Consider the following 20,840-nt stretch of genomic DNA (forward strand, 5'->3'; position numbering starts at 1 on the left):
CTTCTCACATTGCGGATCATAGGCGTTTGGAACGTTTACCCGCGCGGATCAATTGCTGGGCCACCAGGTGCCCGGAACCTCCGCCCAGGCCGGGTCCCGGATGCGTTGCCGCGCCGATGTGCCAAAGGCCCTTCACCGGCGAGCGCCCCTTGCCCAGCCTCGGAAGCGGGCGCCACAAGAGATTTTGATACAACTCGGCAGCCCCGCCGTACGGGTCGCCGGCCACGGCATTCCGGTTTGCCTGGCTGAGCTGCTGCGGGCTGAACGCCTTGGTGCCCAGCGCCAGTTCGCCAAGTCCCGGTGCATACTGCTCAATGGTGGACAGCACGCGCTGGATGAATGCTTCGGTGAGTTTTTCGTCCCACCCCGCACTGGTGTCGAGTTCCCCCGCGGCGTCGCCGTCGGGTTCGAAAGGAAGCTCCTGCAGTTGGAGCCACAGGGTTGCTTGGCCCTCCGGTGCGCGCGAGGGATCGAGCACGCATTGCTGGCCCACCACGATGGTCGGGTTTGCCGGAAGCAGCCCGGCCTCGGCCTGTGCGCAGGCGATGGCAGTTGAATTTGAACCCGTAGAGATGTGGACCAGCGGGGTTTGGGCCAGCCGTTCGTCGCTCCACGGCACGGGGCCCGAAAGCGCGACGTGTATTTGCATGGCTGCGCGGCCGGGCCGGTGGGCGCGGACCTCCCTCCGGGTTTGTTCCGGAACCACGGGTGCCTCGAGCAATTCGGTGTAGAGCTGCGGCACCGAGACGGAGGCCAGCACGCCCTTGCGTGCAGTGATGGTTTCATTTGCGGTCCGCACGGCCCTTGCCCTGCCGCCGGTGACAACCACGCCCTCGGCGCGGGTGCCTTTGCGGATCACCACGGCGTGGTCGGTGAGCAGTGATTCAAAGGCCGCAACGAACCGCGCGGCCCCGCCCTGCACCACGGGCAAGCCGAATTGATGTATACTCGCCGACATCACGGGAAGCATGACTCCGCCGCTGGCCTGTTCGGGGCCGATCCCCGCATGCAGAAGCCAGGGCGCCCACAACTGGTCGACCTCGTTTCCGGTGAAGCTGCCGCGAGTCAGATTCCGCCCGCTCATCAGGCCTTGGCGTACCAGTTGCTGCGCCTTCGACAGGCCCATGCGCACCATCTTGAAGCCAAGCCTCGCGGCGCTTGGCAGGTTCATTTCGCCGCCCAGTGCCCCGAAGACGACCGGGGCTTGGTCCCCGAAATCCATTAGCAGGCGTGCATAGGCTTCGCGGTCGGAGCGGTGTTCGAAGGCGCTTGCCGTGGCTTCCGGGTCCCGGGTCGCCAGCACCGTGGTGGTGGCGCCGGCCGCGTCGGTGCCGATGCTGGCGCACACCCATGGGATGCCAGCATCCTCGGTGTTTCTGTAGCGTAATCCCCGCACATGCAATTCCCGGCCCAGCTCCGCATAGGCGGCACCCGCAATGAACAGTGGATGCCAGGAGGAGAACGTGTCGTGGATGAACCCGGGCACCGTCAGTTCGCCGGAATCGATGAAACCGCCGAGCTTGTCATGTTCCTCGAGCAGCACCACGCTTGCCCCGCTGCGCGCCAGTTCGGCCGCCGCGACCAGGGAGTTGATACCCGAGCCAATCACCACATAGTCGGTTTCCATGTTCTCACTCATCTCTAGGTCACGGTCTTAACTGAAATCAGGGTGCAGGGCGGTGCGGTGGTAGGCCCCGGCGTGGAACACCAATGGATCCCCGGAGGTTTTGGAGTACTTTTCCACCTCGCCCACGTAGATGACGTGGTCGCCGGCCTCGTGCCTGGCCACGGTACGGCACTGAAACGTGGCCACGGCGCCCTCCAGCAGCGGAACCCCGGCGATTCCCTCCGAGCAGTCGACGCCCGCGAATTTGTCGTCGGCAGGGGTTGCGAATTGGCGCGAAAGCACATGCTGAGAGGATTCAAGCACGTTGATGGCAAAGTGCGTTGAGGATTCGAAGTCATCCAACGACGGGGCGAACTTGCTGGGGCACCAGAGCACCAACGGCGGATCCATCGACACCGACGTGAACGAGTTCGCGGTCATGCCCGCCTTGGTCCCCTGTGGGGTGCGGGTTGTCACGACGGTGACGCCGGTGGCGAATTGGCCCAGCGTGGAGCGGAAGTCGCGCATGTCGAAGGTTGCGCTTTCCTCGGCCACGGCGCGTTCGACGAACGCTTGGGCTTCCTCCGGTTCGAACCACCACGGGAAAAGGGTGCGCGGGTCGTCGAATCCATTGGTCAGCGCGGTGGCCAGGGACTCGTGGTCTTGCGCCTTGGCGAGCACCTCCAGCTGCCAGGGTTTGCGCTCTCGCAGCATGGAGTTGGTCCACACCGTGGAGAATTGTCCCCAGCCGCGCCAGAATTCATCGAAAGTGTGCTCCATCCACGCGGAGTCGAAGTCCTTTTCGCCCCGGGCTTCTATGGCACGGGCATAGTGGTCGGCGGCAAGCGTTGCGTTGTTCGAACCCTGGCCGGTGAGTGAATCGTTGAGCATGATCGCATCACCCAAGCCCATGATGGTCCGGCCGCTCGGCAGCGTGCCCACGGCCGAACGGACCACTGGGTTGATGCGGCCACGCAAGCCCGCTCCGGGGTCATTCAGGGTTGAAGTCTCGAAGCGCGGGTATTCGTGAGGGAAATGCCGGCGCAGGATGTCCAGGGTCATCGCCAGGTGTTCCTCGGGGCTGGACACGGTGTCCCAGCAATCCATGGGCCCGCCGGGGACACCCTCGAAAACCATCATCTGGCAGGGACCGTGGATGCTCATGCCGGGGAAGGTGAAGAACTCTCCGACGCCGGGCACCATGTTCATCCTGATCTTCGTGGCGTCCTCGCGGTCCTCGGTGCCCTGCGCCGGCTTCACATAGGTGACGGCAACCGCGCGCTGCGCACGGTCGAAGGGCGACTTGGCGCGGTCGGTGGCGAATATCTGGCCCAGTTGGCCCTTGCCGGTGCCCACCACCACGAGTTCGTAGAGCGCGGTGAGCTCTTCGAGCCTGCGCACGGAGAGCTTCTCGATGCGGAAGTCGCCCCCGCGGCCAATGAAGGTTTCGATCCAGTGCGCGCATTTCACGCGTTGGTCAACCGACAGCGCCGGGCGGTCAAGTGTGCCTTGCCAATCGATTTCCTCCCGGTCCGGCCCCGCCGCGATGTTCAGGTGCAGCCCGGTGATACCCATTTCATGGGTGGTAGCCAGCGGAATTTCCAGCGGTTGCTGGACCCGCAGCGAGGAGGAGAAGACGCATTGGCTCGAGGTGATCGAGCCGGTGCGGATCTGTTGGGCCGGGCGGTCGGAGAACAGTGTGACGTTGTGCCCCGAGCGCTGCAGGGCGAGGGCAAGCTGGGCACCGGATTCTCCGGCCCCAACGATGGCGATCGTACGCATTGAAAACTCCAGTGGTGTGGGAAGTATGTGGAGGGGAGGGCGTGCTGGCGCTAGTGCACCGTGTTGAAGGATCCGAGATAGGCCTCTGCCGCCTGTTCGTCGAGAAACCACTGGGCGAAGTCCGGCGGGAAGTCAAACCCGTTGGCAAAGCGTTTGGCGATTTGGTCGTTTTCCTGTGCCGCGCCCAGCAGCGTCATCGCGTGCGGCGTGGGTGGCGCGAGCATTGCATTGGTCCAGGCGGCCACGTGTTGCGCGTCTTCCCAGTAGCTTTCGAATAGGCCCTGCTTGAAGGCATCGTCGAAGGCGTTTTCGCCCCGTTCGAGAATTCCGGCCAGGTAGGCTGCTGCACACTTGGAGGCATTGTTGGAGCCCTGCCCGGTGATCGGGTCGTTGAGCACCACCACGTCGGCCATGCCCAGCACGGTCTTGCCGGAGGGCAGGGTGGCCAGCGGGTGGCGCACGGTCGGCGGGAAACGTCCCTGAAGCACGCCGTTGCGGTCGGTGAGCTGGACATCGGCACAGCGTTCCGCTTCCCATGGCAGATAGGTGCGCAGGATGCGCAGCGAATTTTCCAGGTGCTCCTGTGGGCTCAGCCCCTTCCATGAATCTATGTCGGAACCCGGCAGCCCCTCGAACACCATGATCTCGCAGGGGCCGGTGACCGTGAGCGCAGGGAAGACGAAGTACTCCCCGACACCCGGGATCACGTTGAAGTTCACGGCCGAGAATTCCTCGCGCGGCTTCATGCCGGTCACGTAGGTCAAGGCGAGGGCCCGCTGGGGTGCGGCGTACTGGCTCCGCTCGGCATCGCGTTCGAAGAGCTGGGCAATCTCGCCCTTGCCGGCAGCAACGAGCACCAGTTCGCTGGTCTCGGCGTAGCGTTCGAGGTCCTCGACACCAGCGTCCTCGAAGACCAGTGTTCCTCCGCGGGCCTCGAAGATTCCCATGAGTGCGGGAAACTTGACCCGCTGGTCGATGGATTGGGCCGGCGCATCGAGCCGGTGAGCCCAGCTGATGGCCTTGACGCCCGGTGCTTCCGGCGGGGCGACAGCGAAGGATATGCCCTCAACCCGCGGGGCGTCGGGCCACAGGTCAAGACCCAGGTTGCGTTCGTGCCCCAGGGCCGCGTCGAACATACACTGGCTGGAAGCTATGGAGCCGGTGCGAATTTGTTCCGGGGTGCGGTTGGAGATCAGTGCGACGTCGTAGCCGGCGTCGATCAGTCCGATGCCGAGCTGAAGTCCGGATTGTCCTGCTCCAACGATGGTGATGGTGCGTGGTGCCATGGTCTTGGTTCCTTGCTCTCGCTAAACGGTGTGTGGGAGTGTGTTGCGCAGGACGACTAGTTTGCTGCCAACAGCGGGATGGCCGGCTCATTGCGCTCCGGTCCGAGCGCCGAGTATCCGCCATCGACGGCCCAGTCGGCGCCAGTGACAAATGAGGTTTGGTCGGACAGCAGGAAGGCCACGACGTTGCCTACTTCTTGGGGGCGCCCGACCCGGCCAAGGAGGTGGAACGGGGCCGCCACGGCATCGGTCTTGGCCAGGTCGCCGCCGGTGAGCGTGTCCATGATCTTGGACCAGGTCCAGCCCGGGCTGACCGAGTTCACCCGGATGCCCTCGGCCGCAAGGTCCGCGGCCATGGAACGGGTGACCTGCACGAGTGTTGCCTTGCTGGCGGGGTAGAGCCAGCGACCGGTCTGCGAGATGCCGCTGGAAATCGAGGTGAAGTTGACGATCGACCCGTGTCCGGACGCCGCAAGCATCGGGCGTGCCAAGCGGGCAAGCATCACGGCGGAGACCACGTTGATGTTCAGCGCGCTGAGCCAGTCGGCCCTGTTCGATTCGATGCCGTCATCGAGGTAGCTGCAGGCCAGGTTCACCAACCCGTCGAGCCGCCCGTGGGTCGCCTCGATGCCAGCCATGAGGGTTTCAAGGGCAGCGTCGTCGGTAATGTCCAGCACATGGAATTCAACCTCGGGATGCTGCACCTGCAGCTCGGCCCCGCCGACTTCATCGATGTCTACCACGATGACGCGGGCTCCCGACTCGATGAGCGATCCGGCAACCCCGGCGCCGACCTTGGTGGCTCCTCCTGTGAGCAATACGACGCGATCCTGCAGCGAATTCATGGCTTTCCTCCCGACAGACGATGTGTGACCTGTGTCATAATTAGTGGCCTGAGAAAAACCTACGTGCCGGGACCACGTCTCCACTATCCGTTTTGCGCACATTGCATCCGATGCGCGCAAAGCAAAAGCACTGCACATGCGAAGGAGAACTCTGCATGCTGAGCCAGCAGCACGCCATTCCTTCAGCCATCCGCGTGCTTGACGCTTTGCCGACACTGCAAACCCCGGACCCGATCGAAGCACAGGAACGCATCAGCCAGCTCTTTTGCCCGCACACACTCCGGCCACTTTCGAGCCGCGGCACGGTGAAGCTGAACCTGCGCTCGACCGGCACGGGTTTCGGGGTGCACCTGCTGGACTATGGAACGGCGGTGCGCATATCCCCCGGCGCATTGGAAACGTTCTTCATGGTCCAGGTTCCGCTCGCCGGCAGCGCCCAGCTGCACAGTTCGGGATCAGTGGTCGAATCGACGCCCACCGTGGCTTCGATTCCCCCGATAGACGATGACTTCTCCATGACCTGGCAGGCGGGAACGCCGCAATTGATTGTCACGGCCCCGCGCGAGCTGCTTAACAATGCAGCCTCGGCCCTCTACGGGGCAAAATTGGAGGCTCCGCTGAAACTGGCGAAGAGCATGAACATCGACACCCCGGAGGGCCAGTCGTTCATGCGCGCAGTCTTTGAATATCACGACGTGGTCAACACCCAGGGCGCCGCACAAACCCCTTACGCCCGGCGCCTGCACGAAGAGTTGGTGCTGGCACGTTGGCTCATGGCGGCGAAATCCAACTTTTCCGCGGCCCTGGCCCAATGGGAGGCCCCGGTGGAAGAAACCAGGAGCTCCCCACTGGTCATGGCATTCACCGACCTCCTGGAAATCCACAGCGAAGAGGACCTCAGCGTTGGCGACCTGGCCGAGGCGCTGGGCGTATCGATTCGCACCCTTCAAGTCGCGCTAGCCAAGGAACTGGGCTCCACCCCGTCGCAGATGCTGCGCGAGGCGCGCCTGGTCCACGCCCACGCTTTGCTCACCGATGCCGATCCGCGCACCGATAGTGTGACAAGCATTGCCGAGCGCTGCGGATTCGGGCACCTGGGCCGTTTCGCGCAGTCCTACCGTAGGCACTTCGGCTTCCCGCCCTCGCAGACCCTGCGCGGCTCCTCCAGGTAACCCTTCGTCTGCTAGTTCTCCAGGGCCGCGCGAAGAGCTTCCGGCCAGGGCGCAGATTTCTCGCTGCCTTTGGGCACGCAAACCGTAATGAAGCGTCCCTCGGCCGCCAACGCCCAGCCGCGGTTCCCGTGGGGGTGCCCCCACACCTTGAAGGCGAAGTTCATCGAGCTGGTTCCGAGGCGTTCCACCACCACGGCTGTGGTGACTGCCTGCCCGAAGTAGAGTTTCGCGCGATAGTCGATTTCATGGCGCACCCGCGGTGCGCTGCCGAAGTACTCATCAACGCCCATTTCCCGGAAGAGTTTGGCTTCGGCGGCCTCCACAAACCGCATGACCACGGAGTTGTGCTGGTGTCCTGCGGCATCGGTGTCGACCCATTCGATATGGCGTTCAAGTGCGCTTCCGGCCAGTCCGGAAGCCAGGAACTCCTTCACCGCGGCGGAAACCTGGGGCATCGATCCAGTGGCCTCATCTTTCGAGTTTTCGTTCATCGTCAACCAATCTCCATTCAGGTCTTGTAACGTACGTCACTTTAACGCCATAATACAAGCGTTCGTTGTTCCACCACCATCATTTCGCGAAACCTTTACCCACAAGGAGCTCTCAGCATGGCGGCAACACCAACCAGCAGCGACTGGAAGATCCCCAAACGCACCACCTCCATGGTCCTCTTCGCTTGCTGGCTGGCCATCCTGGCCGAGGGCTACGACGTCGGAGTCCTCGGAGCGGTCCTCCCGGCCCTATCGGAATACAAGGAGTGGTCGTTGACGCCGATGGAGCTGGGCGGGCTCGGGGCCTATGCCTTGGTCGGCATGCTCTTTGGTGCATTGTTCATCGGAACTCTCAGCGACATCATCGGCAGGCGCAAGATGCTGCTGCTCTCCATGGTGATCTTCACGATCACACAGGCCGGTGCGGCACTGGCCCCGACCCCGGAAGTGTTCGGCGCCTTCCGCTTCCTCGGCGGTTTGGGCATGGGCGGCATCATCCCCGTCGCTGCGGCACTGACCATTGAGTACTCGGCTCCCCGGAAGCGTTCGCTTAACTACGGGATCATGTACTCGGGTTACTCACTGGGCATCGTCGCTGCAGCCCTGGTCGCAATGGCGCTGCTTCCCGTTTTGGGCTGGCGCTGGGTGGTAGCCGTGGGCACCTTGCCCGTGTTGATCCTCCCGGTGGTCGCCTGGATGCTTCCCGAATCCCTTGAGTACTTGGTCTCCAAGGGCCGGATCGCCGAGGCCAAGACCTTGGCCAAGAAGTTGAATGTCCGCGACTACCGTCCCGTGGCACCGGCGAACCCCGGCCGACGCATTCCCTGGCGCGAGGTTATGGCCTCAATGTTCTCCGCTAAGTACTTGCGATCCACGGTGTTCTTTTGGATCTCACTCTTCTGCGGCATGGTGCTGGTCTATGGCCTAAACACCTGGCTGCCACAGATCATGCGCAAGGCCGGTTACGACCTGGGCTCCTCCTTGGCGTTCCTGCTGGTCTTCTCCCTCGCCTCGGCGGCCGGAGGTCTGGTACTCGGATCATTGGCCGACAAATTCGGACAAAAACCCATTCTCGTCATTTTCTATCTCTTGGGTGCCGGCGGCATCCTGTTGCTAATGTTCCCGAACACTATGTTCATCAACCTCTGCTTTGTGGCATTTGCCGGTATCGGGTCAATCTCCACCTCACTGGTACTCACCGGATACATCGCCGATTATTACCCCGCCGCCCAGCGTGGCACGGCCACGGGATGGGCCTTGTCCTTCGCCCGCATTGGAGCGATCTCGGGGCCGATCATTGGCGGCTGGATTGCCTCGACCGGCCTGAGCTTCGAGTTCAACTTCGTTTTCTTCGCCATCGTCGGGGTGGTTGCAGCCATCGCGGTGGCACTGATCCCCAAACGGGTCGTCGAATCGCCATCCGCGATGCCGAGCCTCGAGCGCGAGGCCGCGCTGGACTAGGACCACAAAGTACCATACCCACCGCCTGTCGCACCACAAAGGTGCGAGGGTCGGTGGGTACGGGAGGTCCGAAGCGTCAGGCAGAGATGCGGCCGCGCGCCTGCACCCGGATACGAGCATCCTCAAGCTCCATGCCCGCCACCATGGCAGCGAACCCGCGGTGATTGCGGCTACTCCACACCATCACCAGGATCACGATCACCAAGCCGGTGAGCAGTAGCCCACTGAACGGGAAATCCAGTCCGGTGAGGATGCCATAGCCACCGATCCCTGCGACAAAACGCAGCGGGCGTGCCAGCACCGCGGGAATCCGCGTGGGACGTCCGCGCAACAAGGTGGCGCTTTCACCGACGGTTTGCCCGCTGGCCATGATCCAGATCAACTGAACCGCCAGCGGCACCCACAGCGCGAGCATGGTCTGGATGTTTTGGTCGAGCTCTTCAAAGGGGACGTGCAAAATGTACCTCTGCCAGGCTGCCCAGCCCATAGCCAACAATGAGCCCAACAGCGCCAGGAAGAGCATGTCGCAGAGCATTCCCAGTAGGCGCCTGCCGGCCGTCACTGCACGTGGCTGCGCAGGGTCGATGCGCGAGGTACGAGGGCGGACGAACACCAGCGCCACAATAGAACCGATGAGCGCTCCGAGGGTGTTGACCATCAGGTCATCTACGTCGAAGAGTCGGTAGGCGCACGGGAACAATCCCCATACCCCGGTTTTTTGGGTCACCTCTATGAATAGCGAGATGGCCGCCCCGGTCAAGGTCGCTGCCACAATCTCGCGCCGGAACATGGCCCGCAGCAGGAACCCCAGGGGCATGAACAGTATGAGGTTGAACGCGACCTGCTGGACCGAAGGATTGCGCAGGATTTGCCCGACTGTGGCATGCGGGAACCCGCGCGCATCATTCACCGAGGCAAAGGGAGTTAGCTGCATCCCGACACAGCGGTAGCCCTCCTGCGGCAGCGGCATCAGCGTGTAAGTCCACAGCGACATTGCATAGATCGCCAAGGCGATCCAGCCCAGCAGCCACAGCGCACTGATGTGACCGCGCCGTCGATAGCTGATCGCGATAAAGGGGATGAGTAGGGCCACGGCCGCAAGGACGCCGATCACCATGGCGATGACTCCGAGCATGATTCTGTCTGACAGGCCACCAATTCTAGGGGAATGGCGCCTTCCGGCACGTCGTCGCCCTCTTGTGGAGAACCAAAACAAAAAGTACTTGTTTAAACGGAAAGTACTTGCGTACAATGGAGTCATGCGCACCCCGCGCTACTTTCCCTCAGGAGACACCCCATGGCCAACAGCAACCTTTCGCCCGCAGCGGCGCAGAACATGCTCAACGAGGCGGGCCGGCTTGGTGCGGCATCCCGCGCCGGCGCCAGCTGGCCACACGTCACCACGCTGCTGGGCATGGGCGCAATCTCATCGTTGTCGTTGCTTTCGTTCTGGCTGGTCGGCCAATTCAACGAGTCCCTCATCTGGGTCCCCCTGGTCGGGATGCTCGCCTGGCTAGGCGTGTTCATGGCCACCATGCTGCGCTTCGGCACATCAACCAAAAAGGGATTCAATACCCGCTGGGGAATCTTCATGGCCATTTGGGCAGTTCTGTGGACCATCGGCTGCGCGATCGGACTCAACTTCTTCCTGGACGACCTGTGGTTCTTCGCTGCGACTGCCGCGGCCATCATGATCGCGACGGTAATCGGAGCCTGGACCGAGGCCTCCAAATGAGTCTGCGCAAACCTACCTCCACTCCGGAAACGGCTCAGCCGGAGCACCCGCGCCACCAATTGGCCGAAGACCTTGCCCATCCGGTGAGGTTCTCCCTCACAGCCGCGCTGGCAGCCACCGACGAGACGGAATTCGCGGTGCTCCGCGACCATCTGCAGGTCAGCGATTCGGTGCTCAGCCGCCAGGCCTCCGCATTGGAGACCTCCGGCATCGTGCGCATCCGCAAGGGCTACATCGGTAAACGTCCGCGCACCTGGCTTTCACTGACCAAGGCCGGCCGGGACATCTGGGCCCAGCACCTGGCCGCGCTGCAGGCCATCGCCTCCGGCAGCTGAGTCGCCCTACCGTCCGGAGATCCGATTGGCCAGACGAGCCAGCGGCGAGGTGGTCATCCGGCCGTCAGCTTCTTGCGCGTCGGCCCGGTGGTAGAGGCCATACATGCCTTTCACCGCCAACCATCGCAGCGGCTCGGGCTCCCAGCGGCGCACCGTGCGGTTCACCCACGGCATCGCCGTGGCAGCGGTAACCCGGCCCAGCACCAGATCCGCCAGTGTCCGACCTGCCAGGTTGGTCGCGGTGACCCCGGTGCCCACATATCCCCCGGCAAATCCCAGGCCCGTGGCCCGGTCGTAGTTCACCGTCGCCCGCCAGTCTCGAGGCACCCCCAGCACCCCGGACCAGGCATGATCAATGCGTGCCGCGTCCGCCGCGGGGAACATCGAATGCAGGATCTCGGTCAATGCCTTGACGGTCGCCGGTTGCGTACTTCCATCCATGTCGGTGCGCGAACCGTAGCGGTAAGGCACCCCGCGGCCGCCGATGGCGATGCGGCCATCGTGGGTGCGCTGCGCATACACGTAGGCGTGCGCAAAGTCTTCTACGGTCTCGAGGCCCTCCCACCCAAGCTGTTCCCAGGTGTCTTCACCCAGCGGGGTGGTCACGATCATCGAGGAATTCATCGGCAACCAGTCGCGATGCGCCGAGGCCAGATTCGCGGTGAAGCCCTCGGTGGCCCGCAGCACGTGCCCGGCCCGCACGATTCCACGTTCGGTCACCGCGTACGCACTGGCCCCCTTGGCCCCGGGGTGGATCTCGGTGACCAGCGTATTCTCATAGATCTGCACACCGAGGCGCTCCACCGCGCCGGCTAGACCGCGCACCAGCCGCGCCGGATCAAGGCGCGCACAATGCGGGATGTGGATCGAACCCAGGGCACCTGCGACGTTGATCCGCGCACGAGTCTGCTCCGCCGAGAGTCGCACCGCTTCATCCTCGGGCCAGGCCGCTTGGTCCGCGGCCATCGCCTCGAGCCGGCCCAGTTGCGCCTGGTTGCGGGCCACCAGCAGTTCCCCGCCCTTGTGAATGTGCGCCTCGATGCCCTCCGCTGCGGCAACATTGATGACCTCGTCGATGGTGTCGTTGAGCATCCGTTGGAAGTCCCCCACTAGGGCGCGGCCATGGCTCTTGACGTACCCGTCGCGTCCACCGGTGATGTTGTTGGCCAACCAGCCACCGTTGCGCCCCGAGGCCCCGAACCCGGCGAAGCGGGATTCGAGCACCGCGATGCGCAATGTGGGATCGGCCTTGGCCAGGTAATAGGCGCTCCACAGCCCGGTGTACCCCGCCCCGACGATGACCACATCGACCTCCGCATCCCCGGCGAGCGCGGGGCGCGGGGTCGGCAGCCCATCGGCCGCATACCAAAACGACACGTTTCCGTTGGTGGTCATGGTTCGGCTTGTCCTTAGTTGAGGGTCAGCACCGGGACATCGGCCTCGAAGCCAAAGACCGCGGCATAGAACCCGAGCGAGGTTTCCAACGCGTTGATGATGGTCTCGGCACGGCGGAAGCCATGCTGCTCACCTTCGTAGAGCACGTAGGCGTGCGGGATGCCGTTGGCGGCCAGCGCGTCGGCGACCACCTGGGACTGGGCCGGGGGCACCACCTTGTCCTGGTCCCCCTGCAACAGCAGCACCGGGCAGCTGATGTCCGCCACGTGGTTGATCGGCGCACGCTGGGCGTAGAGCTCCGCGGCCGCCGGGTAGGGGCCGACCAGCGAGTCCATATAGCGCGATTCGAAGTCGTGCGTGTCGCGCACCAGGCCCACCAGGTCGGAGACCCCATAGCGGGAGATGCCCGCGGAGAAGGTTGTGGTGGTGGTCAGCGCGGACAGCACGGTCCAGCCTCCGGCGCTTCCACCCTCGATGGCCAGGCGCTGGGGGTCCGCCATGCCCGCCGCCACCAGGCCCTCGAGCACCGCGACGGTGTCCTGCACATCCACCACGCCCCACTGGCCGTTAAGCCGTTGACGGTAGGCGCGGCCGAAGCCGGTGGAGCCGCCGTAGTTCACATCCACCACCCCGATGCCGCGGGAAGTGTAGTAGGCGATGGACAGCGAGAGCTGGGCGAAGGCCTGGGACGTGGGCCCACCGTGGACGAAGGCCACAAAGGGGGGCAGTTCCCCTGCGGGCGCTTTCTGGTGGCCCAGTTTGGGCTCGTACACATGGGCGAAGACCCTCGAGCCGTCGGCCGTGGGAAATTCCATGGCTTCTGCCCCGGGCAGTGCCTCGGGATCGGGCAGCTGCGCCAAGGACAGCGAGATGTTTTGTGTCTTGCGGGTGTCCAGGTCGATCAGCCGCAGCCCGTCGCCTTCCACCAGCGAGGTGGCGGTGGCCAGCAGCTGGTTTCCGGCCAGCGCCGAGGGCGAGATCCGGGTGTAGGGAAGCACCAGCTGCTGGAGGTTCCCGCTGGGCACATCGAGGGTTGCCAGCGAGGTGCCATGGGTGCCATGGGTGAGCAGCAAGGTGTCCTCATCCATCACCAGGTACCAGCGCTGCCCCACGGCCCACAGGGGGCCGGCGAATTCTTCGGCACGCTCGCAGAGCTGACGCCCGGTGCCGGTGGCCAGGTTGTGCAGGTAGGGGTTCCACCAGCCGCTGGCATCGGAGATGAAGACCAGCCGGTCCTCATCAAGCCATTCCGGCTGCAGCACCGACTCGGTGGCGGATCCGGCCAGCACCGTGTCCTCGGTGGCCCGCAGTGAGTGGAGGTCGGCTACGTGCAGCTCGGTGCCGTCCCAGGGCATTTGCGGGTGCTCCCAGGAGATCCAGCTGATCCGGGTTGCCGAGGGGTTCAGCCGCGGGGCTGCGACAAAGCGGGAGGAGGCCGTGACTTCGATCAGTGCCGTGGGGTCGTTGGCCGCCGAACCATCCAGCGGGATCGCGGCGATGTAGCGGCGCAAGTCCGTGCGGTGGTCTTCGCAGATGGCCAGCACCTCTCCGGGCGTGGGGCCTTCGATGATCTCTGCGAAGCGCAGTTGCACATCTTGCTCGGCTCCGGCGCTCTCGGGTGTCAGCGGCAGCGGGGTTCCGCCCTCGGCGTCCACGGCGTAGAGGCGCTGGTCGGCGAAGTTCACAAATATCAAGCGGTGTCCGGCGTCGGTTGCCACGGCGGCCCAGGAGGCCCCACCGTATTCGTTGACGCGGCTTCGGATGTTGAAGGGTGCGGCAACCAGTTCGCGCGGTTCCGCGTCCGGGCCGATTCCCCGGGCCAACACCGTCATCCGCCCACCCTCGGCGGGGCGACCCTCCAGCCACCAGAGCTCGTCCCCGACGAAGGCACCTCCGCCCACCGGGGTGGTGCCGGCTGCGACATGCTCGGCGGTGATGGGAGAGGGCCAGGAGCCATAGGGCAAACGCGTATTCATGATGCGATCCTAGTCTTCGGGTGCCCGCTGCCGAGCCTTGCCCGGCACGGCTCGCCGTAGCGGCCTTCGGTGCGCAAAGCTTCGCCGCATGCCGCTGCCTGACTGCTCACGGTGACTTAAGAAAGTGTTAGGAATAGGGACATGACACTTGCTGTGCGCCCAATCACCTATATCTTGGTGTGTGACAAGGCTCTCGCAGGAAGTGAGTCGACCCTAGATCCGCAAGGACGCGTTCTCAGGACCGGCTCCCTCCCCTGCACCACCGGCGGACACCATCCGCCACTGAACATCTAACGGGTACTCTGCCGGCCCGAAGGATACGCGGGACCGTGCCGGTTATGCCCCTTCACTCGCAGGTGGCATCACGTGCACCGACGGCAACGACAACGGTTAGGAACCACAGGCTGATGCCAACAGAAGACAAAGTCCCACCGGTCGGGACATCGCATGCCGACCGCATCGACGACGACGGCGGCAAGGCCGCCAAATGGAAGATCGTCGGCCCCGGCCTGGTCGTCGCGGCCACCGGCGTCGGCGCCGCCGACATGGTCGCCACCCTGGTGGCCGGTTCCCGCTACGGCTACGCGCTGCTCTGGGCGGTGATCGTCGGCGTCATCCTGAAGATCATTCTGGTCGAGGGCGCCGGGCGCTTCACCCTGGCCACCGGCAAGACCATCTTCGAGGGCTGGAAGTCCCTGGGCAAGTGGACCACCTGGTACTTCGGCCCGTACATCATCATCTGGGGCTTCGTCTACGGCGCCACCGCGATGTCCTCGGCCGCGATGCCGCTGGCGGCCATGTTCCCGGCCGTCGATTTGAAGGTCTTCGCCGTGGCCATGGGCCTGGCCGGCTTCGCCATGGTCTGGTTCGGCCGCTACTCCTTCTTCGAAAAGATCACCGCGGTACTGGTGGGCATCATGTTTGTCACGGTCGTCGGTCTGGCGATCATCGCTGTGCCGAACATCCCCGAGATGTTCAAGGGGTTGATCCCCATGATCCCCTCCGGCGGCGTGGTCTACACCCTGGCACTGGCCGGCGGTGTGGGCGGCACCATCACCCTGGCCGCGTACGGCTACTGGCTGCGAGAAAAGGGCTGGTACACGCCCAAGTGGATGAAGGTCATGCGGATCGACAACTCCATGGCCTACGTCCTGACCGGCATCTTCGTGATCGCCATGCTGATCGTCGGCGCCGAGGTCGTGCGCGCTGCAGGCGTCTCGCTGTCCGCCGGCGACGCCGGCCTGCTGGATCTGACCACGGTGCTGAACGAGAAGTACGGCGACGTGGTGGGCACCGGGTTCCTCATCGGATTCTGGGCAGCCTCCTTCTCCTCGATCATCGGGGTGTGGAACGGGGTCTCGCTGATGTTTGCCGACTTCTGGGGCAACATCCGCGGTAAGGAATCCGGGCACCCGGACACCCGCGTGGGCGGCAAGTACTTCAAGTTCTACGTCATCTGGCTGACCTTCCCGCCGATGGTCCTGTTCCTGCTGGACCAGCCGATCGGCCTGATCCTGGCCTACGGTGTACTCGGCTCGCTGTTCATGCCGTTCCTGGCCATCACGCTGCTGGGCCTGCTTAACGGCAAGCGGATCCCCAAGGTGTGGGCCAACAAGCTGCACACCAACATTCTGCTGGCCATCACTGCGGCACTGTTCATTTCCCTGGGTGTCCAGCAGCTCTACAAGGCTGTCTCACCCCTCTGGGGCGGTTAGCACCCACCGTCCATATTCCTCGGGGTCCGGCACCGCAAGCACCTTGTGGCACCGGGCCCTGAGGTCTCTCCGGACCTCCTCGACGTGGACAACTATGCGGCAGACGGCGCAGACTGGCCCCATGGATTTCTACGCGGTGTTCCTGCGCGGTGTGAACGTCGGCGGGGTCAAGGTGCTGATGCAGGAGCTCTCCGCGCTGCTGCACGACGCCGGGTTCAGCCACGTGCGGACCTTTTTGGCCAGCGGCAACGTGGTGCTGGGTGCCACGGGGAGCGACCCGGCCCGGATCAAGGAACGGATCGAAGCAGCACTTGACGAACACTACGGACGGCAGATCCCGGTGATCGTGCAGGACGCAGCGCAGCTAGGAAAGTTTGTTGCGCAGTATCCCTTCGTGCCGCCTCAAGATGGGATCGCCCGGCACCGCTACCTGGTGCTCACCGGCACCCAGGCTGACGCCGCCGCCATTTTCGACAGCGCTCCGGAACCCACCGCCGCCGAGCGCCTGGCGGTGCTGGATCACGGCATCTGCTGGGAGGTGCACCGCGGAGAGAGCCTGGGAACCCCTTTGGCCAGGCACTTCGCCATGGTTGCCTCCAAATTCTTGGTGACCACCCGGAATATGAACACCGTCGAAAAGATCGAGGCGGCGCTGCGGGCGGCCTCCGCATAGCCATCCGCCCCGAGCCGGCGCCCATGGCGTAATGTGCTGTTGCGTCGGCTTCGTGATTGTGCGAACCCCAACCAGAGGAAGAGCTCCACCCGTGACCATGCCCCTGCTCTTCGATCTGCTCGGCGTTTTCTTCTTTGGCGTCTCCGGGGCGCTGTTGGCCGCCAGACGCGGCTTCGACATCATCGGCTCGTTGCTGCTGGCCGGGTTGACCGGCATCGGCGGGGGCGTCGTGCGCGATGTCATTCTGGGCGAGGTACCCACGGCCTTCGCCAACCCGTTCTATTTCATTCCGCCGATCCTCGCGGCATTGCTGGTCTTTTTTATGGCACCCGGGGTGCAACGGCTTAAGCGTCCGCTGTTGGTCTTTGACGCCGCGGGACTCGCCCTGTTCTGCACCTCCGGGACAATCAAGGCCTTGGAGAGCGGGATGAATCCGTTTGCTGCGACGCTGCTGGGAGTGACCACCGCGGTGGGCGGTGGACTGTTGCGCGATGTGGTCGCGAACAAGACCCCTTCGATCTTCGACCCGCGAGACATCTATGCTGTCCCGGCCATCCTCGGCGCCGGACTCGTGGCCGTCATGTGGGTCAGCGGCGTCCATGGCTGGGTCTGGGAACTCGTCGTCGCCGCGGTGGTCTTTTCCCTGCGTCTGCTCTCACTGAAGTTCCGCTGGCATGTGCCCAAGGCCGTGGGCCCCTGGCATCACGACGCCGAGCTGCAGTGAGTACCGGCCCCGGGGGCTGATCAGTTCACGCGTTCGAGCTCGCCAAAGGTCTCCACATCGCCCTTCCGGTCCTCGATCCTGCGCGGCCCGTTGATCATCACCGCACCGGTGAGCATCACCAGCAGGCACAGGCCCAGCATCGCAAACGAGGCACTCCAGCCGCCGGTGGCGTCCTTGACGATCCCAAAGAGCAACGGCGCGATCGCCGCGCCCGCATAACCGAGTCCCTGGCTGAAGCCAGCGAGCACTCCCGAGCCGTAGGTGCTGCGCGAGCGCAGGTTCATCATCAGCAGTGCGATCCCGAAGGTTCCCTGGCCCAGACCGGCAAACACCACCCACAGCAAGGTGTTTTCGGCCGGCGAGAGGTACATGCCCAGGTGCCCGGCGATCCAGAAGGCGGTAAAGACCAGCACCGCGACGATCGGGTTGCGCAGCTTCGGAACCCACAAAGGCACCAACAGGCTCACCGGCAGCCCGAGGATCGCAAACAGCGCAAGCATCGAGCCGGCGGTCGCCGTGTCCAGCCCCTGCTCGGAGAGGTACGGCGGGAGCCAGGTGAAGTACACGTAGGTCTGCGCCGAGTTTCCGGCCAGGAAGATCGCTAGGCCCCAGGCGACAGGCGACTTCCAAGGATTGATGCGCGCCGGAGGCGCCGCGGCCAGGCCGTTGACCAGCGGGGTGTCAGGGCGCGGGTGTTTCCGGTTCCGCTGGATCTGGATGACCCACGGCACCAGCACCACTGCCGAAAGCAGCGCCCAGGCCGCAATGGAGGTCCTCCAGTCGCCGGTGGCATCGGACAAGGGCACGGAGAATTGCGGGGCCATCCAGGTGCCCACCGCCAACATCGTGACGTAGCCGGAGGTGACGATCGCCAGGTAGTCCGGGAAATACTTCTTCACCAGCGGCGGCAACACCACGTTGCCCATGCCGTACCCGGCCAGGGTGATGACCGAGAGCAGCAGGAAACTGCTCACGTCTCCCACCACGGCGCGCAGCAGCTGCCCGGCGACCGCCAGCAGCACCGCGGTGATGAGCACCTTTTCCAATCCCCACCAGCGGATCAGCCGCGGGGTCAGCAGCCCGAAGGCAGCGAATACCACGGGGGCGAGCATGGCCAGCAGGCCGGTGGAAAACGAATTGAAGCCCAGTTCCGGGCCGATGCTCCCCAGCAGCGGGGGCACCGAAACGACAGCTGCGCGCAGGGACAGCGCCATAAGGAAGATGCCCAGAAGAGCTCCGATCCGTCCGGCCAGCTGTTGTCGTGGTGGGGTCAGTGCCATGGGGCCTAATTACCGTTCTTGAGTCGTTCCACTTGGTTCAGTAGATGTTCGAGGTCTTTGGCGAACGTGCCCTGGGACCATGGCCCTGGCAGGGAGGTCTGGTAATACAGGCCCTCGCCGATGAGCATGATGGTTTCGGCCACGTATTTGTCCTTGACCTCGACGCGGATCAGGTCCAGCCATCCGGCATGCACCACGTCCAGGGCCTCGATCGATGCCTCGTGCCCGCTCTGGGCCAGGCGCAGCACGGCCAGGAAGTATCGGTCCAGGTCGCTGCCCATGATGGTGGAGGTGCGCACGAAGTACCGGGCTGCACCTTCCGGGGAGGCGCCCATACGTTCGAGGTCCTCCGCGTGAGCCTGCAGCAATCCTTCGATGACTCCCTGGGCCAGGGCTTCCTTGGAGGCAAAGTGGTACAACAAGCCACCCTTGGAGACTCCGGCCAGGGCGGCGGTGGCTTCGATGGTCGCGGCGCGTTCGCCTTCATCGCAGAGCATCGAAGCGTAGGCGTCGACGATCTTTTCCTTGGCTAATGGCGGTCGAGACATGTAGTGAACCTTATCCTTTTCCTGTCGGCATCGTCACATTGATACTGTACCGTCCGGACGGTACAGTTATCTTCATAAAATCCCTGCTCCATCACCCCCTTTCAGGAAACAGATCATCATGAGCGCACACCACGTGGGGGGCCCCACCCGGAACCCAGAGATCGGCACCATGCACCGCCGACGTTGGGCGGCACTTGCCGTGCTCATGTTCCCGGTCCTGCTGGTTTCGGTCGACAACACCGTGCTGAGCTTCGCCGTGCCGGCGCTCTCCGAGGCCCTGACCCCCAGCGGCAACCAGTTGCTGTGGATCATCGACATCTATCCTTTGGTACTCGCCGGGCTCCTGGTGCCCATGGGGTCACTGGGTGACAGGTTCGGACGCCGCAGGATGCTACTCATCGGTTCCAGCGGATTCGCCGCCGTCTCGGTGGCCGCGGCCTTTGCCACCAGTGCCGAGCAGCTGGTTGCCGCCCGCGCTCTGCTGGGCATCTTCGGTGCCATGCTGATGCCCGCCACCCTTTCGCTGATCCGCAACATCTTCACCGATCCGATCGAACGCCGCAAGGCCATTGCCGTGTGGGCCGCCGGGTTCTCCGGAGGCGCCGCGCTGGGCCCGATCGTCGGAGGCTTCCTGCTGGAGCACTACTGGTGGGGCTCGGTGTTCCTGCTGGCGGTGCCGATGCTGCTGCCACTGCTGGCCTTTGCCCCCTGGTTGGTGCCCGAGTCCCGCGACCCGAATCCCGGGGCCATCGACGCGATCTCCATCGGTCTGGTCATCATGACCCTGCTGCCGATCGTCTACGGCATCAAGCAACTCACCTCAGCCTCTTCACCTCTGGTCCCGTGCGTGGCCATCGCCTTGGGCATTGCCGCAGGCGTGAGCTTCACCCGTCGCCAGCTCAAGCGCAAGAGCCCCATGTTGGATGTGCGGCTGTTCCGCAATGCCAGCTTCTCCTCGGCTCTACTGGTGAACCTCCTGAGCATCTTTGCGATGGTCGGATTCATTTACTTCATTTCCCAGCACCTGCAGCTGGTGGCCGGCTACACCCCGATGATGGCCGGGATCCTGCTGCTGCCCGGCTTGGGACTGACCATCGCCTTCGGCCTGCTTGCCGTGGTCCTCACCAAGCGCTTCGCCGTGAAGCATGTGATGGTGTGGGGGCTGGGGCTCAACGCCGCTGCCTATGGCATTGTCATGCTCACCGGACAATCGGGCTCGGTCCCGATGCTCATGATCGCCTTCAGCGTCCTGGGTGCAGGCGTGGGCATGAGCGAAACGCTCTCCAATGACCTCGTACTCTCCGCCGTCCCACCGGCCCAGGCCGGCGCCGCCTCGGCCATCTCCGAAACCGCCTACGAGGTCGGCTCGGTCTTGGGAACCGCGGTGCTCGGCTCGATCCTCAATGCCGTCTACCGGGTTAACGTCGAGGTCCCGGCCCGGCTGGGCGCCGACGCCGTCGAGACCGCCCGCCAGACGCTGGGCGGGGCCCACGAGGTCGCATCAACCATGAGCGGACCCGCTGGGACCAGATTGCTTGAGTCAGCCGCGCACGCCTTCGACAAGGGCGTGCTGTACACCTCGACGATCGCCATGGTGCTGGCTCTGGCCTCGGCGATCATCGTCACCATCGTGCTGCGCGACCGCAAGGCTCCCACCGTCACCAACGCTTGACCTGTGGAACCCGGCCCTGGTGGCCAGGGTCACTCCCCCGCATCAACCCCTCCGTTACCGCCGGGGAAGCGCCTGAGATTCAACAGTTCAAGCGCCGTGACGAGGACTTCGCCAGGTAAATACCAGGGGGTATTCGGGTTAACT

General features: G+C 64.2%; 18 protein-coding genes. 8 read left to right on the top strand and 10 right to left on the bottom strand.

Annotated elements, in window-relative coordinates; all coding sequences use genetic code 11:
• Nucleotides 1–16: 16 nt before the first annotated feature.
• Genes ADIAG_RS09685 through ADIAG_RS09700 form a run of 4 tightly spaced genes read right to left on the bottom strand, consistent with a single transcriptional unit; the run spans nt 17 to nt 5,519 of the window.
• A complete protein-coding gene (locus ADIAG_RS09685) occupies nt 17–1,639 on the bottom strand; it encodes a phytoene desaturase family protein (RefSeq protein WP_043474351.1) in 1,623 nt (540 codons plus the stop codon).
• Between the two features lie 15 nt (nt 1,640–1,654).
• A complete protein-coding gene (locus tag ADIAG_RS09690) occupies nt 1,655–3,388 on the bottom strand; it encodes a flavin reductase (RefSeq protein ID WP_007271172.1) in 1,734 nt (577 codons plus the stop codon).
• Nucleotides 3,389–3,438: 50 nt separating this feature from the next.
• A complete protein-coding gene (locus ADIAG_RS09695) occupies nt 3,439–4,674 on the bottom strand; it encodes a styrene monooxygenase/indole monooxygenase family protein (RefSeq protein ID WP_007271173.1) in 1,236 nt (411 codons plus the stop codon).
• A 56-nt stretch (nt 4,675–4,730) separates the two neighbouring features.
• Entirely contained in the window at nt 4,731–5,519 is a 789-nt protein-coding gene (locus tag ADIAG_RS09700) for an SDR family oxidoreductase (RefSeq protein ID WP_007271174.1), read from the bottom strand.
• A 155-nt stretch (nt 5,520–5,674) separates the two neighbouring features.
• On the opposite strand from ADIAG_RS09700, the gene ADIAG_RS09705 reads away from it, so the two are divergent.
• The gene (locus ADIAG_RS09705) at nt 5,675–6,691 is read left to right on the top strand and encodes an AraC family transcriptional regulator (protein ID WP_007271175.1); all 1,017 of its coding nucleotides are present in this window, start codon (nt 5,675–5,677) and stop codon (nt 6,689–6,691) included.
• A gap of 11 nt (nt 6,692–6,702) precedes the next feature.
• On the opposite strand, the gene ADIAG_RS09710 is transcribed toward ADIAG_RS09705, so the two are convergent.
• Nucleotides 6,703–7,182, bottom strand: a complete 480-nt coding sequence (locus tag ADIAG_RS09710) for an acyl-CoA thioesterase (protein WP_007271176.1) — start codon at nt 7,180–7,182, stop codon at nt 6,703–6,705.
• 117 nt (nt 7,183–7,299) lie between these two features.
• Here ADIAG_RS09710 and ADIAG_RS09715 point away from each other — a divergent pair, with 117 nt between their 5' ends.
• Nucleotides 7,300–8,643, top strand: coding sequence for an MFS transporter (locus ADIAG_RS09715; RefSeq protein ID WP_007271177.1), 1,344 nt, complete (start codon nt 7,300–7,302; stop codon nt 8,641–8,643).
• 76 nt (nt 8,644–8,719) lie between these two features.
• Here the strand turns inward: ADIAG_RS09715 and ADIAG_RS09720 are convergent, their stop codons facing one another.
• Nucleotides 8,720–9,778 carry a VanZ family protein gene (locus tag ADIAG_RS09720; protein WP_051059890.1) on the bottom strand — a complete coding sequence of 353 codons (1,059 nt, stop codon included), beginning with the start codon at nt 9,776–9,778 and terminating at the stop codon, nt 8,720–8,722.
• Nucleotides 9,779–9,940: 162 nt separating this feature from the next.
• Between ADIAG_RS09720 and ADIAG_RS09725 the strand changes: the two genes are divergently transcribed.
• Both ADIAG_RS09725 and ADIAG_RS09730 read left to right on the top strand, forming a co-directional pair.
• Nucleotides 9,941–10,378 carry a hypothetical protein gene (locus ADIAG_RS09725; RefSeq protein ID WP_007271179.1) on the top strand — a complete coding sequence of 146 codons (438 nt, stop codon included), beginning with the start codon at nt 9,941–9,943 and terminating at the stop codon, nt 10,376–10,378.
• Nucleotides 10,375–10,713 (top strand): winged helix-turn-helix domain-containing protein, encoded by a 339-nt coding sequence (locus ADIAG_RS09730; RefSeq protein WP_007271180.1) that lies wholly within the window; start codon nt 10,375–10,377, stop codon nt 10,711–10,713. The genes ADIAG_RS09725 and ADIAG_RS09730 overlap by 4 nt, the downstream gene beginning before the upstream one ends.
• Nucleotides 10,714–10,719: 6 nt before the next feature.
• Here the strand turns inward: ADIAG_RS09730 and ADIAG_RS09735 are convergent, their stop codons facing one another.
• Nucleotides 10,720–12,108: an NAD(P)/FAD-dependent oxidoreductase gene (locus ADIAG_RS09735; RefSeq protein ID WP_007271181.1), complete on the bottom strand. Its 1,389-nt coding sequence runs from the start codon at nt 12,106–12,108 to the stop codon at nt 10,720–10,722.
• 14 nt (nt 12,109–12,122) lie between these two features.
• Nucleotides 12,123–14,084, bottom strand: a complete 1,962-nt coding sequence (locus ADIAG_RS09740) for a S9 family peptidase (protein WP_007271182.1) — start codon at nt 14,082–14,084, stop codon at nt 12,123–12,125.
• 407 nt (nt 14,085–14,491) lie between these two features.
• On the opposite strand from ADIAG_RS09740, the gene ADIAG_RS09745 reads away from it, so the two are divergent.
• From ADIAG_RS09745 to ADIAG_RS09755, 3 genes are all read left to right on the top strand, one after another.
• Nucleotides 14,492–15,799, top strand: coding sequence for an Nramp family divalent metal transporter (locus tag ADIAG_RS09745; RefSeq protein ID WP_007271184.1), 1,308 nt, complete (start codon nt 14,492–14,494; stop codon nt 15,797–15,799).
• A gap of 121 nt (nt 15,800–15,920) precedes the next feature.
• A complete protein-coding gene (locus tag ADIAG_RS20170) occupies nt 15,921–16,472 on the top strand; it encodes a DUF1697 domain-containing protein (protein WP_051059891.1) in 552 nt (183 codons plus the stop codon).
• Between the two features lie 97 nt (nt 16,473–16,569).
• The gene (locus tag ADIAG_RS09755) at nt 16,570–17,196 is read left to right on the top strand and encodes a trimeric intracellular cation channel family protein (protein WP_007271186.1); all 627 of its coding nucleotides are present in this window, start codon (nt 16,570–16,572) and stop codon (nt 17,194–17,196) included.
• 20 nt (nt 17,197–17,216) lie between these two features.
• Here the strand turns inward: ADIAG_RS09755 and ADIAG_RS09760 are convergent, their stop codons facing one another.
• Nucleotides 17,217–18,476: an MFS transporter gene (locus ADIAG_RS09760; RefSeq protein WP_007271187.1), complete on the bottom strand. Its 1,260-nt coding sequence runs from the start codon at nt 18,474–18,476 to the stop codon at nt 17,217–17,219.
• Between the two features lie 5 nt (nt 18,477–18,481).
• The gene (locus tag ADIAG_RS09765; protein ID WP_007271188.1) at nt 18,482–19,024 is read right to left on the bottom strand and encodes a TetR/AcrR family transcriptional regulator; all 543 of its coding nucleotides are present in this window, start codon (nt 19,022–19,024) and stop codon (nt 18,482–18,484) included.
• A gap of 118 nt (nt 19,025–19,142) precedes the next feature.
• Here ADIAG_RS09765 and ADIAG_RS09770 point away from each other — a divergent pair, with 118 nt between their 5' ends.
• Nucleotides 19,143–20,696: an MFS transporter gene (locus ADIAG_RS09770; RefSeq protein ID WP_007271189.1), complete on the top strand. Its 1,554-nt coding sequence runs from the start codon at nt 19,143–19,145 to the stop codon at nt 20,694–20,696.
• Nucleotides 20,697–20,840 lie beyond the last annotated feature (144 nt).

It is taken from the genome of Paeniglutamicibacter gangotriensis Lz1y, assembly GCF_000348945.1.
GTDB lineage: Bacteria > Actinomycetota > Actinomycetes > Actinomycetales > Micrococcaceae > Paeniglutamicibacter > Paeniglutamicibacter gangotriensis.

Bases quoted from the DNA above. Each gene is read 5' to 3' on its own strand.
- ADIAG_RS09685 (WP_043474351.1), bottom strand. From the start codon at position 1,639: ATGAGTGAGAACATGGAAACCGACTATGTGGTGATTGGCTCGGGTATC.
- ADIAG_RS09690 (WP_007271172.1), bottom strand. From the start codon at position 3,388: ATGCGTACGATCGCCATCGTTGGGGCCGGAGAATCCGGTGCCCAGCTT.
- ADIAG_RS09695 (WP_007271173.1), bottom strand. From the start codon at position 4,674: ATGGCACCACGCACCATCACCATCGTTGGAGCAGGACAATCCGGACTT.
- ADIAG_RS09700 (WP_007271174.1), bottom strand. From the start codon at position 5,519: ATGAATTCGCTGCAGGATCGCGTCGTATTGCTCACAGGAGGAGCCACC.
- ADIAG_RS09705 (WP_007271175.1), top strand. From the start codon at position 5,675: ATGCTGAGCCAGCAGCACGCCATTCCTTCAGCCATCCGCGTGCTTGAC.
- ADIAG_RS09710 (WP_007271176.1), bottom strand. From the start codon at position 7,182: ATGAACGAAAACTCGAAAGATGAGGCCACTGGATCGATGCCCCAGGTT.
- ADIAG_RS09715 (WP_007271177.1), top strand. From the start codon at position 7,300: ATGGCGGCAACACCAACCAGCAGCGACTGGAAGATCCCCAAACGCACC.
- ADIAG_RS09720 (WP_051059890.1), bottom strand. From the start codon at position 9,778: ATGCTCGGAGTCATCGCCATGGTGATCGGCGTCCTTGCGGCCGTGGCC.
- ADIAG_RS09725 (WP_007271179.1), top strand. From the start codon at position 9,941: ATGGCCAACAGCAACCTTTCGCCCGCAGCGGCGCAGAACATGCTCAAC.
- ADIAG_RS09730 (WP_007271180.1), top strand. From the start codon at position 10,375: ATGAGTCTGCGCAAACCTACCTCCACTCCGGAAACGGCTCAGCCGGAG.
- ADIAG_RS09735 (WP_007271181.1), bottom strand. From the start codon at position 12,108: ATGACCACCAACGGAAACGTGTCGTTTTGGTATGCGGCCGATGGGCTG.
- ADIAG_RS09740 (WP_007271182.1), bottom strand. From the start codon at position 14,084: ATGAATACGCGTTTGCCCTATGGCTCCTGGCCCTCTCCCATCACCGCC.
- ADIAG_RS09745 (WP_007271184.1), top strand. From the start codon at position 14,492: ATGCCAACAGAAGACAAAGTCCCACCGGTCGGGACATCGCATGCCGAC.
- ADIAG_RS20170 (WP_051059891.1), top strand. From the start codon at position 15,921: ATGGATTTCTACGCGGTGTTCCTGCGCGGTGTGAACGTCGGCGGGGTC.
- ADIAG_RS09755 (WP_007271186.1), top strand. From the start codon at position 16,570: ATGCCCCTGCTCTTCGATCTGCTCGGCGTTTTCTTCTTTGGCGTCTCC.
- ADIAG_RS09760 (WP_007271187.1), bottom strand. From the start codon at position 18,476: ATGGCACTGACCCCACCACGACAACAGCTGGCCGGACGGATCGGAGCT.
- ADIAG_RS09765 (WP_007271188.1), bottom strand. From the start codon at position 19,024: ATGTCTCGACCGCCATTAGCCAAGGAAAAGATCGTCGACGCCTACGCT.
- ADIAG_RS09770 (WP_007271189.1), top strand. From the start codon at position 19,143: ATGAGCGCACACCACGTGGGGGGCCCCACCCGGAACCCAGAGATCGGC.